Annotated in this window: 17 protein-coding genes; all 17 read right to left on the reverse strand. The window is 52.0% G+C overall.

Annotated features, from left to right (window positions below):
• Positions 1-2,233: DUF5704 domain-containing protein (locus G519_RS0134645; protein WP_029198503.1), on the reverse strand; the 2,233-nt coding region annotated here is incomplete at its 3' end.
• Positions 2,234-3,346 carry a copper amine oxidase N-terminal domain-containing protein gene (locus tag G519_RS0134650; RefSeq protein WP_029198504.1) on the reverse strand — a complete coding sequence of 371 codons (1,113 nt, stop codon included), beginning with the start codon at positions 3,344-3,346 and terminating at the stop codon, positions 2,234-2,236. It abuts the gene before it with no gap.
• A 117-nt stretch (positions 3,347-3,463) separates the two neighbouring features.
• Positions 3,464-4,447, reverse strand: a complete 984-nt coding sequence (locus G519_RS0134655; protein ID WP_029198505.1) for a hypothetical protein — start codon at positions 4,445-4,447, stop codon at positions 3,464-3,466.
• Positions 4,434-4,982: a hypothetical protein gene (locus tag G519_RS0134660; protein ID WP_029198506.1), complete on the reverse strand. Its 549-nt coding sequence runs from the start codon at positions 4,980-4,982 to the stop codon at positions 4,434-4,436. Before G519_RS0134660 ends, G519_RS0134655 begins: the two co-directional genes overlap by 14 nt.
• A 10-nt stretch (positions 4,983-4,992) precedes the next feature.
• Positions 4,993-5,382: a hypothetical protein gene (locus G519_RS0134665; protein WP_029198507.1), complete on the reverse strand. Its 390-nt coding sequence runs from the start codon at positions 5,380-5,382 to the stop codon at positions 4,993-4,995.
• 91 nt (positions 5,383-5,473) lie between these two features.
• Positions 5,474-5,953 (reverse strand): hypothetical protein, encoded by a 480-nt coding sequence (locus tag G519_RS0134670; protein WP_029198508.1) that lies wholly within the window; start codon positions 5,951-5,953, stop codon positions 5,474-5,476.
• A gap of 15 nt (positions 5,954-5,968) precedes the next feature.
• Positions 5,969-8,098 carry a hypothetical protein gene (locus G519_RS46075; protein ID WP_244280321.1) on the reverse strand — a complete coding sequence of 710 codons (2,130 nt, stop codon included), beginning with the start codon at positions 8,096-8,098 and terminating at the stop codon, positions 5,969-5,971.
• Positions 8,088-9,959, reverse strand: a complete 1,872-nt coding sequence (locus G519_RS0134680) for an ATPase, T2SS/T4P/T4SS family (protein WP_029198509.1) — start codon at positions 9,957-9,959, stop codon at positions 8,088-8,090. Before G519_RS0134680 ends, G519_RS46075 begins: the two co-directional genes overlap by 11 nt.
• Positions 9,956-10,801: a hypothetical protein gene (locus G519_RS0134685; protein ID WP_029198510.1), complete on the reverse strand. Its 846-nt coding sequence runs from the start codon at positions 10,799-10,801 to the stop codon at positions 9,956-9,958. Before G519_RS0134685 ends, G519_RS0134680 begins: the two co-directional genes overlap by 4 nt.
• Positions 10,802-10,824: 23 nt before the next feature.
• Positions 10,825-11,541, reverse strand: coding sequence for a hypothetical protein (locus G519_RS0134690; RefSeq protein WP_029198511.1), 717 nt, complete (start codon positions 11,539-11,541; stop codon positions 10,825-10,827).
• 11 nt (positions 11,542-11,552) lie between these two features.
• Complete coding sequence (locus G519_RS0134695) at positions 11,553-12,659, reverse strand: SAF domain-containing protein (protein WP_029198512.1); 1,107 nt, start codon at positions 12,657-12,659, stop codon at positions 11,553-11,555.
• A 47-nt stretch (positions 12,660-12,706) separates the two neighbouring features.
• Positions 12,707-13,315 carry a hypothetical protein gene (locus G519_RS0134700; RefSeq protein WP_029198513.1) on the reverse strand — a complete coding sequence of 203 codons (609 nt, stop codon included), beginning with the start codon at positions 13,313-13,315 and terminating at the stop codon, positions 12,707-12,709.
• A complete protein-coding gene (locus G519_RS51460) occupies positions 13,281-13,514 on the reverse strand; it encodes a hypothetical protein (RefSeq protein WP_164826776.1) in 234 nt (77 codons plus the stop codon). The genes G519_RS0134700 and G519_RS51460 overlap by 35 nt, the downstream gene beginning before the upstream one ends.
• Positions 13,515-13,602: 88 nt before the next feature.
• A complete protein-coding gene (locus G519_RS0134710; protein WP_438861825.1) occupies positions 13,603-14,538 on the reverse strand; it encodes a ParB/RepB/Spo0J family partition protein in 936 nt (311 codons plus the stop codon).
• A complete protein-coding gene (locus G519_RS0134715; protein WP_029198516.1) occupies positions 14,486-15,313 on the reverse strand; it encodes a ParA family protein in 828 nt (275 codons plus the stop codon). Before G519_RS0134715 ends, G519_RS0134710 begins: the two co-directional genes overlap by 53 nt.
• A gap of 228 nt (positions 15,314-15,541) precedes the next feature.
• Positions 15,542-16,102 carry a cupin domain-containing protein gene (locus tag G519_RS0134720; protein ID WP_029198517.1) on the reverse strand — a complete coding sequence of 187 codons (561 nt, stop codon included), beginning with the start codon at positions 16,100-16,102 and terminating at the stop codon, positions 15,542-15,544.
• Positions 16,103-16,308: 206 nt separating this feature from the next.
• A partial coding sequence (locus G519_RS51775) for a hypothetical protein (RefSeq protein WP_029198518.1) occupies positions 16,309-16,511 on the reverse strand: 203 nt, incomplete at its 5' end.

The following is a 16,511-nucleotide window of genomic DNA, read 5'->3' on the forward strand; positions in this document are numbered from 1 at the left end:
CTTTGCCGTACAGCACATCTTGCCCGATCATCGGCGGAGCCGGTATCGCGCCCGGCGTCGGCGCTTTTTCTTCAACGATTCGGTTGTCCATAATTGTATTTCCAATAAAGAGAAGCGAGTCGTTTTTCACTTTGATCTTGCCAATCGCTTTCTCGGCCTCGTTTTTCCAGTCCTCATTCGGTACGGAAGGTCGGCTGGAACCGCCGGAAATCGTTTGTCCGGGAAGCGTCACATTCGAATAGACCGGATCGGTCATATGCGCGCCAAGCGATGCATCATGCGATGCGGAAACGGTTGGCGGTGTGTAGCCGCTCGGCACAAGCGTAACCGTTCCCGAAGGAAGCGCATAATTGGAGACCGTCGCCTTTTGAATGCCGTACACTTCGAGGTTTTGAATTGTCCAGAAGCTATACTTGCGCTCAATCGAATAGTTTTTGGTCACCGTCTGTGTATCTGAACGCGGGACCGTAATGGTCGTCGAATTCCCGTTCGCATCGGGTGAACCTGGATGCGTCTCCGTCCAGGTGAGCGTATACGTTTTGCTCACCTGAATCGGGTATTGCTTCGTGCCGGTCGTTTCCGTGAACGTGCTGCGGTACAAATACGATTTAGCCAAGGCGTTCACATACAAACTTTCCGATGTCGGAATGCCTTGCAATACATCAAATTTTTCTGCACCGCGGGAATCCGCCTGAATGACGGCAGAAACGGTGGGCTCCATCACTTCGGCCTGCTGGGAAGCGCCGGGCTGCGTATCTCCGCCGCCGTCGCTTTTACGCACTGTATGGTCCGATGTCGAATCCCCGGTATTGGCGTCCACATCCTTCACGACGACAGTGATTTGTACGCTTGCTTTGTCGCCGGTTGTGAACGGGATTTTGATCGGAATCGTTTTACTGTCCGAAGTTCCGGAGAGCGTTCCGGTTTTTTCGCCCATTTGAACAAGCCTGGCATTCCGAATATCAGTAATTTCGTATGACTTCAGGTTTTTTAACGACTTGACTTCAAAAACAAAATTCCCGTCCACTTCGGTCACGTTTTTGTCAACCGTTTCCGGCGCTTCAATCCGGGACGTGACCGTTATAGAGGAGGGAATTTTGTAAATGCCGATAAAGTTGGAGCCGCCCGTTCCAACCAGAATGGACCGCTCTTTGAGCTTGGGATCGCCTTTCTCTTGAATGAACAGCTTCTCATCGGGCTTGTTGTTGTTCGTAATGTAAGAGCGGATGATTTCATACGTTTGTCCACCAGAAATGATTTGCCCTTCAAACGTATGGTTCGCTTCCTCTCCGGTTGCGAAAACGCCTTTATCCACTTCCTTGAGCTTCGTGCCGTCTTCCTTTTGATAAATGGCTTTGACCGGATTGTTTTCCGCATATTCGGCTATCGCGTCCGTTCCGCCAAGATGAACCGTAAAGCTGCGCGTTTGGACCTTCGGATTCGTTTCGGGATTTTCCTGTAGCCAGTCTTTCTTCGTCGAGTCCTGCTTGGGCGACAAGTATGAACGAACAATCGAGTAGGTTTTCCCGTTATCTTCGATGGTTTCAGGAAATTCATGATTGATCGTTTCTCCTACTTTGTACTTTCCCTTTTGAAATGTGACTTGAGGTTGATTGATTACTTTTCCGGTCACGGTTTTGGCAATCACATCGACCGGAAAATCCGCACTGCGATAAGGAACATGCAAGCCGAAATAATCGTCCAAATCGTCGGGATGCGCCCAAGGTTCGGCCCTCTTGATCTCATCTAACGTATAAAATGGACCTTTGCGCACATTGCCGTTCCCATCGATTGACACCATGATGGCATACAGATATAAGTCGTCGTTGTCTTTGATGTCGCCCATTCCCGCCTTCCACATGCCTTCCGTAACAAGTGCCTCGCTGACTTCGTAGTAGGTCGTGACAGGCTGGCCGGGAATCGGCGGATTCGGGTATTGGTCGACTTGCCGTACTTGCTGGTCCAAAAAAGAAGCATGCTGGCCGCTTTTCGGATTGCCGCACTGCTTGGGCGTCGTATTCGTACATAATTGATCCCGGCGCACCGTCCAGCCTACGGTCCTGTATTTGATGGACGAGGTTGCTGCCGTACTGGTGATTACAAAGCTGATTTTCCCGTCCTCCACTCTAACAATCGGTGTCGCTGCATTCGCTAGGAACGGGAAACCAGACAATAAGAAAGAGCATGCCAGCAGCATGCTCAACGTGATTTTGATGAAGTTGTGTTTGTTCATCTATTCCGAGTCCGCCTTCCTGATCAAATAATTGAGGAACAAACTGGCTCCCGGATCAACCTTCAACGTACTGCCCCAATCACCGCCCACATTGGTGGACATTGAAATATCGGCATAGCCTTCATACCAAATTCCTTTTTCAAAAGTTTCTTTATTGGGGAACCATTCATCATAAAGTAAGTCTTTATTTTCCTTATACGAAACGAATTTAATCCTAAATTTGGATCGGACATAATTGTCGCCAAATCCGTTCCGATAAATCATGGACGGCTCGGGATCAAGATAGCCTTCGATTTGGATGTGGTTTTGTTTGACCCAGTCCACATACCGCCGAATATATTTCAATTCCGCATTGGAGTTTTGCATTTTGGTGGCAAATACGGCCTGAGCCCACGTATCGTCTATTGTTTTGTAATCCACGTTCAGCCAGAGAGCGCTGAATGATTTCAGCCGATTCATCCAAGTATCCACGTTTTTCTTATTGAATTCCGGCTTGGTCGAGTAGAGAACGAATGAAACCTTGCTATCCGTAGGGTGGGAGTGCGGATAACCCATCTCATACATCTCATTCGGCACATCGGCTAGAATGTACGGATAGTCTTTCGCGTTCTTGGGCAAGTTGGTTGTACGAATAAGGCGGCCCCAATCGTCAACATTCGCTTGATCATCTTCAATTGTCTTGATGAACACCGTAGCGGTTGGACCGTCCCAAACCACTTGCGCTCCCAGCGCTTCGCTGACAAAACGCAGCGGGACAAACGTCCGGCCTCCGCTGGTGATCGCCTTCGAATCGAAGGTCATTTCCTCACCGTTGACGAGCGCCTTGCTTTCGCCGATCGTAAGCAAAATATGAAGGTCATCCCGCTCAATTGGAACGGTCATTGTTTTAGGCTCCCAGCCTACTTTCGCGCCCATCTTTTCTGCGATGAATCGAACCGGCACGAGCGTACGGTTGTTTTCATCGACAAATGCTTGCGCATCGGGAAACCAGATTTTTTGTCCGTCCATGATGACGCTGACAAAGGACGGAGGATTGCTCGCCGCGCTTGCCGTCACACTGAACAAACTACAAATCATCGAGGCGACAAGTCCTGCCATTACCCATTTTCTCACGCGACTCACTCCTCTCAAAATTATTGATCATGACGAGATTGGAAGATTTCAACTATTAGGTTCATCATAGAGCCGATTTGGCGGTGTGTCCACTTTCCGAAATAGCCGCCGCTCTCACTAAGATGGCGAAAGGGGACAGCCAAGCGGCATATACCCTTTTTGCGCAGCCACTTTTTCGCTGGAAAACGTTTCTTCCACCGGATAGGAAAAGCCGCATGTGCTGCGGTAATACACCTTCATGTTTCCTTTCTTGGCCCCGACAATCTCCGGTTTTTTGAGAACCCGGCTTCCACCAAGTGCGTAATAATTATAAAACTTCCCTCCCATCGGAATGCCTTGGATAAAGGCAAGCACCCCGACGTCATCCACGGCATTGTGCCATTCCTCCTGCGAAATGGTAGGCAGCGTGAACGTGTAGGAAAAGCCGTATCGGGAAACCGATTCGTTGTGTTTGTTAATCCGGTAGGCCAGCTCGTCCTCGATTGCGCGGACAATGGTGCTTCGGCGCACCTGTTCGAATCGCTCCGCGTCCTTTAGTAGCGCAATGTTCGTCTGCTGCCTGACGTCGGCCCGCAAGCCTTCGTGCCAACTCCGGCTGCCTGCATCGTAAGCGAGGACGAAATCGTCCAGCGTAAACGAAAGGCTATTGCCCGATGGATCGGCGTAGGTATACGGCTTTTTCGCTCCCCAAACCGGTTTTCGTTCCGTTTGTCCATCAGCTCCCGTCCACTCGTCCTCGGCATAGACGTAAAAACCGTCGTACCCTATCACCACAACAGCCGGGATATACCGTTTAAGTACGCCTTGCGCCACAGAATCGTCGGCAATGCCGAAGTTGGTATACAGCGTCCGATAAAACGCTACAATCGCCTCGTCCTTGTTCAGCGCCACCCGTTTGTCCGATTCGTATTGCGTCTCCCACTGCTGGCTGGCATTGACGATCAACATTCGCGCCGCGTCATCCACCGCCGTGTCCAGCGCGGCGTTATACCGCAGCTCGGTGAGCAGCGTTTTCCGCTGCGTTTCGACCTCAATCCGGTTCACCGTCGCAAACGGCAGGAAAATGAGCGCCGCGACAATCGCCCATTCAATCAACTTCATTACGCACCACCCCGCCGTATGGAATGAAGATTTTTTCGTTCGGACTGATGGCCTGGTTCAGAAAATCGAACACGATGGTGCCGGGAGTCCGGTTTGTATTTTTGACCGTGACCGCAAAGGTATCGCCAACCCGCATCTTGTAACGTCGCATCGGGTCGTCTTTTGAGACCGCACTGTTCGGGAACAGAACGGGCAGAATCTGCGCGTTGTAAAACTTGTCGTAATGCACTTCGTATCTACCCCGAAACGTCTCCGGCCTTGTCGGATCGTCGTGCACCGGCACATACTTTTTGCTTCCGTGTTCCATTTGCACATCGAACATGTTGCCCGTTGCCGCAATCGTCTTCATAAAGTCGTTGTACATGGTCGGTGTCACATAACCTTTATCCCGTACCGCATCCACAAACGTCGTCGTCGCTTTCAGGACAACCAGTTCCGAAATGTCGTCCTGTTGGTGGAACGCTGAGGCAATGGGGTAGAGGTAGAGCAAAAGAACAGCAACGAGCACCGAGAAAATTTTCAAGATACTGTTCATGGCATTCTCCTTAACTTGAGACGAAAATAAGGCGCAGCAGCCGCCCGGACACATCCCGCTCATTAACCACCGTGTACCGGGTATTCAAGCGAATCCCGGCGGGAATGAACTGGTCCCGATCGAGCGGCGGTACGTACCGCACGCCGTCCACTACGATTTCCGCGTCTCCCGTCTCCAGCCGGGCAATGGACTGCGCCACCTCTGCGCCGGATACGGTGCCGTCACCGGCGAGCGGCGAAAACGTCATCTGCATGTTGCGTTCCAGCGACTTCCCCGACACATAGGCGGTAGCGTTCAGCGCGGCCCCGGTTTGAAAGAGCATGAGTCCGCTTGCGGCGGCCATCAGAAACAGAAGGCAGGCCACGCTCATCTCCAGCATCGTTCTGGGGGCATGTTCCATCGGTTTCCCTCCTTGAAAAGCCGGGGCGTCCGTCTAACTCCCTTTCAGGAGAGGAACGCCCCATCAGCGTTGTCATGACGGCATGGAGCGCCTACTGCTGCCGGAAAATGATGCCGCGTATGACGTTGCTGCTGTCGTGCACCAGTTGCGCCCGGAATTTGCCGCTCGGATTGACGTAGTTGATATCCGATTCATCGACGGTATGGCTCAGTTGCCCAGGCGCTACACCAATTACCGAGCCGTAGGTCACGCTGTCGATCGGAACGCCCGTATTGATGACTTTGCCGTACCATTGGCCGATCGGATTTTTGCCGGTGACGATCTGGATGCCGAATTGGTCTTGGTCGCTGAACTTGCGCAGCGCGTTGACGACCTGGCTACCCGATAACGTCGTGTTGTCATACACCGTAAATGCCGTTTGCGATAGCTCCGTCTGGATATTGCTGAAATTGCTTTGTGCCGCCTTGGTAGAGTCTTGTGCAGAAATAAACAGCACAACTGCTAGGGTAATGAGCGCGATGGCAAGAAAAATGCCAGCCGCCATCACGAGTGCTTTTTGCGCGTTGGACATGAATCGATCTCTCCTTTAAGTAAAATAGGAAATAAAAATAGCACTTCCCGTTTGGAAAGTACCGCAAGAAGGCCGCTTACTGAATGCGCTGAAGCTGCTCGTAGTAAACGGACATTTGGCGCAAGCTGACGATGACGAGCGGAATGACCAGTAGCCGAAAATAAGGGCCATCATCGGTGCAAATCCGATCCATTTCCCCCAGCCTGCCTTTTGCTCGATCAACTGCTCATACTCCTGTTTGCGCTGCTCTTGCGCGTATGCCTGCTCAGACTCCAGATCGTCGAACGCTTCCCGAATCGGCAAACTTTGCGCCGCCAGCTCCAGCTTTTCGACCGTGCGGACGAACGGTACAAACGGAGCATCCTCTTTGAGCTGCGCCAGCGCCTGATCCGCGCCCTGTTCGAAATGGAGCAGGCAGGTCTGGAGTGGTTCCTTAAACACGCGGGCGAACTGCTCCATCCAAATGAGCAGATGCTCGACCGACATTCGGTCCATGTCCGCCAGCATGGCAATGACGGCATGCAATTGATCCACTTCATGCTTCATCTCCATCTGTCGCATGCGCCACTGGAACATCCGGACGCCGACCGGCATGGCGTAGCCGCCCCATCCCGCAACAACGGCGAGGAGCGCCTCCCACCACTTCACATACTGGTTGTCCAGCCTCTTCAGCTTGCCCAAGATGCGCCGAGCCGTGGCACGAAGCTGATCGTCTTTGTTTAACACTCGCGATTCGCTGCGGAGCAGGGCCATGACCGTTTCTTCGGTGCGGTGCTTCACCTCCTTTACACGATCGATGATGTGGCGATCAAGCGCCGCCGCCTCGCGCGCCTTTATTTCCTCCTCCGGCGAAAGTTGGCCGAACATAATCCCCGGTTTTACCGGCGCATACAGGATTTGATTCCGGCTTGCCGCATGGAGCGCCATAAACATGCCAAGCACAGCCAGAAACACCATGCCTCCCGCCACAATGCGCTGCACATAGAGCCATTCCAGTCGAAGCGGCGATGCGGTATCTTTGAGCAGCTTGATCATGCGGTCGGCCTCTCGGGAACCGGAGACGGGGCCGAGACGATGCACAAGCCAGCGCATCCATGGCCAATCGTATACCCGTTTCTCCCATCTCTTTCGGCCGGTTGGTTTTGGAATCACGTCGAGTTCTTGAATGTTGCGCAGAAGGATGTAGGACAGCCATACGACCGCCATCAGGCCGAATTTGACCACCCATCCGGTGGTGCTCGCATAAAAAGCGTCCATGGCCGGAAAGTAGTGACTGGCCCAAGCTTCAATCGGCCGGGTAAACAGCAGCGGCAACAGCGCGATGGCGGTCAGTCCCTGCAACAGGAAACTAAGGCGCTCGCGGCGCAGCAGTTCCAGATTCAGTTCGATTGCGAGCTTCCCGAGCGCCTTCAAGTACACGGAGCCGGTTGCGGTTCGTTTATCGCCGTATTCCTTCATCAAATGCGACAGTCCGGCCATGCCCTGCAAATACCGATTCGGTGCGCTTTCGATGTACTGTGCAAGCCGCTGCTCGGCGTCGCTTGCCGTGAGTACTTCATAAATCTCGTGTCCGTGCAGCGCCATCTCATACGGCGCACTATCCGCCGCTTCATAAATGGCTTCTTCCACCATCCCATGACGATGATAATGGTGGCGCACATCCGAGAAAAAATGCCGGAGCTGCTGAAGCAGACGAGTCTCCAGCCGATGAACCAGGTTGTCCGAAAAGATCCCGTGGCCAACCCAGAAGCCGATGCCGATCATGCCAAGCGTGGCCGGGTCGCGCACGCCGAGCGCCAGCGGAACAGCCGCCGCGAACAGCACGCCCCAAATGAGGAGCGCCGTCTTCATCGTTTCCAGCCGCAGCTTCCATTCGTCGCCAAGATGGAGAACGGTCATTCGTTTGCGGATATGAAACAAGTAAGCGCGCAGAATCGGCACGCGTTCGCAGAGGCGATACAACTGCTGCATGATGCTATGCAACGCTTGCTTTTTGCGGGCTTTGTCGGGCTTGCGCAGCGCTTCATACTGCCGAATCGCCTCTACGTCCGAACCGTGTCGGGAAACCCATTGAAATGCAGCCGTCATCGCGAGGAACAGTACCGTTGCCGCGCCGAGAAATAGGGAGAGCCATTCAAGTCTCATCGTCATCCCCCCAGTGAACTGCCAAAAATGCCTCAAACACAGCCTGATCCGGCCCGGCGAGGCATGCGGCGATTTCCTTGCGGCTGCGTTCGGACAACGGATGAACGGCGACATAACGCCCGTCGCGGTATTCAATGACGTTCTGCGCGACATAAAGTGGGCGATCCGTCGTGCGGCGAAAGTATTCCAGCATCGTTTCCAAAAACGCCGTCATTTTCTCTTCCGCCGTCGTTTTATGGCGGAACGAATCCGGATAAGTCGTTCCCTGCTCCACTGGCACGCATTCGGTAATGCGTTCGATGTAGCGATGCCCGTCCGCATCCCGCCTCAGATGGATATCGAAGTTGATGACGTTGACAACTTGCTGCTCGGCCACTTTTTCGTTCGTAAACACTCTTGTTTTCAGCAACGAATTGCGTAGCGAATAGACGAGATCGCGGAACGTTTTGGCGTGATGCGTAAACAGGGTGAACAGCGAAGCGACCTGCGCCATCTGAACCATCCAGGCGGCAACCGGGTCGGTCGCCACTTCTCCCAAAATATTGACCGAGCCGTCCGTTTTTTTCTGAATATCCAGTCCGTCCTGTCCGGAGATCGTTTCGGTTTCCCGCAGGCTTAAAATATTGCGGTCCCGGTAAATTTTCCGAAGCTGGAGCTCAAAGCTCATTTCCTGCACCCGAATCGGCAAGATGGCCGGAATGTAGCGCACCATCGCCATTAAGAGCGTTGTCTTGCCGCTGCCTTGTGCTCCGGTGATGGCCGTAATGCGCTCGCCCAAGACCAGATACCTGATCAGACCGATGGGCAGTTCGGCGTTGTCGTCTTGAATCAACTGTTCCAGAGTCGCGTTTTGCACATCGAATTTGCGCACAAAAAAAGCCCACGATTCACTGAACCGGGGGCGCAGCACAACGACGCGGGAGCCATCGGCCATTTCGTTGACCTTAAAGCCGTTCGCTTCGGACAATTGGCCGGGGAAATTATATTTGTACACATTCTGGCACACGCGCCTTAGTTCCTGTTCCGAGGCGAAGGACAGGAAGCTCAAATGAATGGACTTCCCTTTATAGAACAGCCACACGCTGTCATGCGACCTCGGCACCTCGCGAAGCTGCGCTTCTTCCTCCACACTCCACTCGCCTTCCCACATCGAGGGAGGGATGCCGGACACGCCACCCGATACGCCGTCGATTTTCATGTCGCGGATTTCGTCGATGACGCTAAACCCTTTGTATTGCTGATATATCCGCTGCACGACGATCTGCGTTTTGTCCTCGGCAGACAGTTTCCGTACTTCCAGCTTGAAAATGTCGCGGATTTCGTCTGCGGTAATCCGGTATGATTCGATTTCTTCGTCTTCCATGCTCCGTTTGGGGCGATCCATCTCGTATGTTTGGATTAGCTTGTCCAGCGCCCTCAACCGATGTTGTTTTTTATATAGATAGAGTAAGATGTCAAACTGATCTTGCGGCGTGAGCATCTGCGGGTCGTCAAACGGCAGAAGCCGGTTCAGGTTCCCGTCGTCCAGGTTGTAGCGCTGTTCAAGCAAATCCGTAATGACCTGTTTCACATACGCCTTGTCACGCAAATCTCCGGAGGTGCAGCCTCGCAGCGCTTTTTTCAGTTCCGCGCGCTTGTTTTTGCGGCGGCGATATTCTTCTTCCGACAAGCCGTAGTCGATCAGGCTGCTGCTCGTCATCTCGTGTAGCGTCTCTTTCACAAACGCGGTCATTGCTTCTAGCGTATAAATCGGCATTTCGTCCGGCTGCTCCGGCAGGCGGCGGCTTATGCGCAAATAGAGCAGGACGCCGATCGCGATGAGAATGCCCACGATAAGCAATCCGTTCAGCACGAACATCATCGGCCATCGTCCTCCTTCCCGCCGAAAAGAGGCTTGCTTAATCCGGTACACTGGACGATCGCTTGCGCCAATGACCGCACTTGATGTATAAAGAGGCTGTTTTCGTGATCGCGCGGCACCTGCCGGTTGCGAAATAAAAAGCGAACAACGTCTCCTTGTTGGGTGGAATCGAGCCAGCCCGCATTATGGACAATCGGATACGCATGCTCCCGCCGATGGAACTGGCGCATGACGTTCTTGACGGTCGAAGCCGAACGGGGGTCATATTGCCCAAATACGAGCAACAGTTTCCGGTTGGATAGAAGCTGTGCTTCCAGCGTCGGGAAAACTTGTTCCAATTTGAGTAAGTTTTGCGGCAGACAGACGACCAATAAATCGGCCTGACGCAGCAGCACCTGTGTCCACGCCGATACGTTTCCGCTTCCGCCGTCCAGCAATACCAAATCGTAAGCGCGCCTTGTCAGTTCCAAGAGCGGCGCAAGCCAGTCCTGCTCGGATGAAACAAACGCTACGTCCGGCTTTTTTGACCCCGGAAGAATGTCAAGTCGCTCGGCGAGCAGCGGCAGCGTATAATCCCGCAGCATGTTCGGTTCGAGCTTGCGGTTTTTAAGTAGCCTGAGCAGCTCGTCGATGCCCGCATCAGATGAGGCGTCCGCTTTGCTCATCCAAGACCGCCGTGGGTAAAAACTGCGTTCGACGGCAGCGTATTCACTTTGTAAATGCCCAAGCAGCAAGAGACGCGAGGAATATTCGAGTCCGAGCAGCGTGGCGGCGGCGATCAGGTTGCTCGTCGTACCGGCCTGTCCCGAAATCGGACTCCAAAACACCACGGTAAAACCCATTGCTTCATCTCCTTTCGCAAAAATTACCGGACACGCGCGCGCTTTCGGGAGCGCGCCCATGCCCGCCGAGCCGCTTTAGAGTCACAATCAAACAACTGTTGCAGCATGTCGAGCACGGTCCGGCGATACGCCCCAGACAGCCGCCTGATGTCGATGCGGCCATGATGCTGATTGTCCAGTTCAACCGACATATCCCGTTCGTCAAGCGGAAAGCGGAACACGGTGTCCTCCCAGCGAACAGCCTGCTGCGGCAGCACTGAATCGATATATGACTCGGGTATGGCGGTCGGCAGGGTGGGAGCGTTTAGTTTGTAAAATGTGAGCGGCTGGCCCTCCGCTTCATGAAGGTACAGCCGCTGCATCAGATTCGCATTTGTTTGCATGCCCATCCGATTGAAATTGCTGCACCAAACCCGCTTGTCATAGCCCGGCAACTCTCGTCCTTTCACAAATTCGGTGTGATCAGTGTCGAGCAGCATGACATCGTATGCCGCTTCGCCTTCAGCCTCAAGGAGAGAACGCTCCAGTTGCGCTGATGTAATAAGCCCGGTCGCCACGTCGATGCCTTCAAACTCCCGCAGCGAACAGCCGAATTCCAATTGTGGCAAATAGCCTTGCATTGATTGGGCAAGGGTGGAATCCACAATCAGCACTTTTCGCTCCAGCGCCGTGAGCAGCTTGCCCAGCACGAGGAGCAGGTGGCTTTTGTCCGGTGCGCCGAAAAACACGACTTTTTTCATGATGGCCTCCTTCACTGGTTAAAAATGTGCTCCAATTTATCCGTGCTAGGCGGCTCCCCCGACGGCGAAGCTGGCGCTGATGGCGCTGGTTCCGCGGACGCTTCCGGCCGATTTTCATTCGTCGTTGTCGGAACGGAAGAAGAGGGCATCTGCTGAGCGGCTGACGGTTCGCGATCGACCGTGGCCGTTGTACCTGAAGGTTGCGGCAGTGGTGTCGTTTCCTGCATGGCGTTGCCTTGACTCGTGACAATTCGTTCGTTTTGCAGTTGCTGCTGAACCGTTACGCTGCCGCTGGTTACGCGCAATTTGTCCGACTCGCTCATCGCATTGAGATTATCGTCGAGTGTCAGGCGAAGCTGGCGGGCAAGCTCGGTTGTTGCTTTTTCGAGCAGGTTCGGATCATGCGCCATCAAGTCGAGCACCTTCGGGTTGGCGGGATAATTGACCACCGCTGCTTCTTGCAAGCCCGGCTCGATATAGGGGAGAGCATACAGCCGCGCGCCTTGCAAGTAGGCGTCGATAATCGCGCTCGAAGTTTGCAAAATATCCCGCTCGTTCATTTCCAACCAGATGACGGCGCCGGACAATTCCCGCGCCTTCTTTTTTGCCAGTAGGACAAAATCCTCGCCGGTTGGGAAATTGATTCGCACGTCGATGAACTGTCCCTTTTGCAAATTAGAGGGAAGCTGAATCACATGAAACTCCTGTACCCGCAAATCCTTTGGGATCGGTGCGCTTTCGTACAGCATGGACAGCATCAGCGGCGTCCCTGGCTGCAATTCGATTTTGGCGCTTTTGCCAATGACCGCTTTCTGATCGGTAATCATACCTTGCGGTACCAGACTCACAGACATCTGGACCGCCTTGAGATCATCCGCCTTAACGGTGCCGCCGGCCGGAATGGTTCGTGCCACGGTCCAGACGCTTCTGCGCGATTGTTCCTCTATCGTTTTTAGTTCCTCAATTTGCCTTTCATATTGTTCCTTCATTTGTTGCTGATTTTGTTGCTGTTCCGATTGTCGGATCAGTGAATAAATGGCCGCTGCTACAAGTAAACCTACGCTTATGGCGATTGCAGCGATAATAAGCATCTTACGGTGCCTATAAGTCCATGACATCGCTCACGTCTCCTTTCTCTTTTGGATTAAAATGCTATCGAATGTTTTTACCGGGCCTCGTCACGGCGCTTCGACATTTGCTGGGTTTCGGCCTGAAACTGCCCCAGCTTTTCTTGCGCCCATACGGGCATATGCTCCGGTTTTATAAGCCCCATAAAATCCTCCCGATTCCAGCGAGCCTCCTCTCCGGTATACAAATTCAACGTGAAGACCGCTCGACCCCGGGAGTAGGCGGAGGTACCAAAACCGCTTTTCGCCAACACAAGTTGGTTAACAGCTGTGCGATATTCGGGACGCAACCGCTCCGGTCGGATGACGACGACTTGGTTATCAATGCGCATATCTTCTCGAATCGGCTGACATTGTGCTTGTGTAATAGGAGACAAGGGTATCTCGGCACTCGCCCGTTCTTCTTTAAGATCCTCCAGTTCCCACTGCACTCGGGAAACAAAATCATTCATGGCCCCAATATAATCCGTGCCAACCGCAGTTGCGTAGAATTGCTCGACACCCAGAGAATTGTTTCGGGTGCAATAACATACCATGTAGGGGCTGTCGACGTTGGTTTCGTCAATGCCAAGCAGCACTTCCACCTTGCCGATGGAGATGGCCTGATAGACTTCATAGTTGTCCACCATTCGCTTCATTTCTTCCATTGTCAGTCCCCTTTCCTCTGGTATTTGCCAGCTTATCCTTCGTTCTCCGGCTCCGTTTTGATTGACCGGCTTCACGAGATTCTTTTCCTCGCTTGCGCGGCTCCTTGTTTTCATCCTCCAAAAGTCTGTTATGGTCGAAGCCCGGCTTTTCTTGCATCAGGCGCTCATATTGACGACGCCTCCCTTTTGTGAAATACATCGCGTATCGCCTCCCCAATATGGGCATAAAAAAGCTCTCCTTCATAGGGAGAGTGCTAGCGAACAGGATGGGATGATTCGGCTACAAATTAACGTTCCTGCTCCCGCTGCCGCTTTTTATACCAGCTTTCCAGTAGTTGCACGATCAGATCTTCCTTCTGCTTTTCGGTAAACTCCCTCGGAAAGAAGCGGTCGATCCGCTCGCGCTGAATGGCGATCTTTTCTTTCTGGTTCGGCTTTTCCTCCGTGAGAATTGAGAAGATGACATCCACATTAAGCCGCCCGTCCTGGCTCAACTTTTTCATGCGCTGCGCCTGCGCCAACGAGGGGGTACAGTCCTCAGACTGCATCGTTTCGTACAGGGCTTGCTGTTCTTCTTCGGCCAAGTAAGAAAGCTCTACGGCCGGATTGAAGGCGATTTGTTTATCGTCCACCATTTCAAGAATGGACGTGGTTAGTTCCGTAAGGCGGATATAGCGCTGGATTTGTCTGCCACTTTCTCCTACATCTCGACCAATAACATCAGCACTTTCTAACTTCCCGACAACTTGTCGGGAAGTTAAGTCGGTTCGTTGTCCTTGCCGATTCATCGCCTCCAGCTTCATCTTATAGGCGAATGCTTTCTCGCTTGGCGAAATATTTTCCCGTTGCAGGTTGCTGTCCACCATAATGATGGTTGCCTGATCGTCATCCATTTCGCGAACGATACAAGGAATTGTTTCCCTGCCCGCCAGTTCGCTCGCTTTTTTCCGCCGATGCCCGGCTACCATTTCATAGCCGCCGCCCGCCTTAGGACGAACCAAGCCGGGAACAAGGACGCCGTATTGCTTTACGCTGTCCGCCATTTCCAGCATCGCTTCATCCGCCCTCACCTTAAACGGATGGCCGGGAAAATCGCTGATTTCCGACAAAGGTATGTCCATCACCTTTTCCCGCTGCTCGTCAGCGCGGCTCTCCTCGGTGGAGAATAAATCAGCGACTGTGGTCAGCTTGATGCTGGCGCGCATGTCGTCTTTCGATGCCAATGCCTTGCACCTCCTTCGTAAAGGCGGCATAAGCCTCCGCAGCTTTCCCATCCGGGTCATGATCATAAATGCTTTTTCCTTTGGCGCTCGTTTCCGCCGCGCGTATGGATAGCGGAATTTCAGTGTTGAACACGCGCAGCTTATCGCCATAGTCGCGCCGAAGAATGAACGAAATGTCTTTGGCAAATTTCGTCCGGCTGTCTACCATCGTGAGCAGTACACCGTCCAAAACCAACTTTGGATTGATCTGCCTTCGTACTCGGGCGATCGTCTGCAAAAGTTGAGTCATTCCCTTGGCCGGCAAATAATGCGCCTGTACGGGGATAATAACGCTGTCCGCAGCCGCCAACGCATTGATAGTTAACATGCCTAAACTCGGCATGCAATCGATCAGTACGTAATCGTAGTCGGCTTTAACTGAATCGATGTAAGAACGCAAAATTGTTTCTCTGCTCATCGTGTTGACAAGCGATACCTCGACAGCGGACAGTTCGATGTTACCCGGCATCAGGTCAACGCCTTCGTGGTGATGCAAAATACCTTCTCGCGCCTCGCAAGGTTCTTCCTGCATCGTTTTCACCAGCAACGTGGCTAAGGATACCGACAGACTATCCGGTTCGTGGAACCCTAACGAATCCGTCAGGTTGCCTTGTGCGTCCGCATCGACCAGCAAGACCTTTTTCCCATCGGCAGCCAAACCGATTCCCAGATTGACCGCCGTAGTGGTTTTTCCCACGCCGCCTTTCTGATTGGCGAGGGCGATCACCTTGGACATCCGACACTTCTCCTTTCACGCAAAAAGCCGGTTGCGCTGAATTTTTCAGGGCAACCGGCTTTTTAAATAGTATCTATATAAAAAGAGAACGCTGATGAAAAGGCGTCCTCTTGAATATTCAAATTCATATATTATAGGTAGCTAGCTTTAGTGTTCGGTAATGCGGAGTCATTCGGTTAATTAGTTAGAGCCACAGTGTTAGTCGAATGAGATTTTTCACCCGATTCATTAGTAATGTTGGTTTTCTTTAGTAGACATGGCAATTGCTTTCGTCTCATGAACTGTACCATATGGATGCTCAGGCGGCGCATAGATTACGTAAATTTTAAGTGGTGTATTTCCTGTATTGGTTAAATTGTGCCATTTTCCAGCCGGTATCATGATGGCATAGTCATCATAGGCCATTTCCTGAAAATCTAATTTATCTTTGCTATCACCCATTTGAACAAGTCCCTGACCTTCTTCAATACGTATGAATTGATCAGTAGTAGGATGGACTTCTAAACCAATGTCATCTCCAACATTAATGCTCATCAGAGTCACTTGAAAGTGTTTCCCTGTCCATAAAGCGGTGCGGTAAGTATTGTTTTGTTTAGCAGCTTGGTCAATATTCACTACAAAAGGTTGTGATCCATAATCCATTAATTTAGAGTTTCCGTATAAAGGATAACGGTTGCTATTGTGCCAGTTGTAATATTGTGGGTTCCAATTATAGCCCCAATAATTGTTATTCCACTTGTTATGCAAAGGATTATGCCATGGATTGTGAGAGCATGTATTAAGGTGCATATTCATTCCTCTCTTCTCATGATTCATTATTTACCTTTTATCCTATGCGGTTGCCTATTAAAAAGGAATACAAATGTTCAATAATGGGCTAAAGCTGGTTAGCTTAATCCCCAACTGAATATACCATTAACAACATGGTTAGTTTTTTAACAAGTGGCTCTCAATAAGTAACCCAATGACATCTTGGGTCGACCACTTTAATGAACTTAACCTGATGAATTCAACATATCTACGCATACGACGTCCAAATCCAAGTCCAAAACGACGGAAACCTCGATTTTGTCCTTAATTACCTTATTTTTGAAGTCACTGCCGTCCTTCGTAAAAGTCATAAATCGCGCAAAGTGTTGAAAACAAAGGATTTCTACGTATCGATTCGTTGTATTCCTATTACGCACTCCACATGTGT

The sequence above is a fragment of the Paenibacillus alginolyticus DSM 5050 = NBRC 15375 genome, from assembly GCF_000422905.1.
Taxonomy (GTDB): Bacteria; Bacillota; Bacilli; order Paenibacillales; family NBRC-103111; genus Paenibacillus_E; species Paenibacillus_E alginolyticus.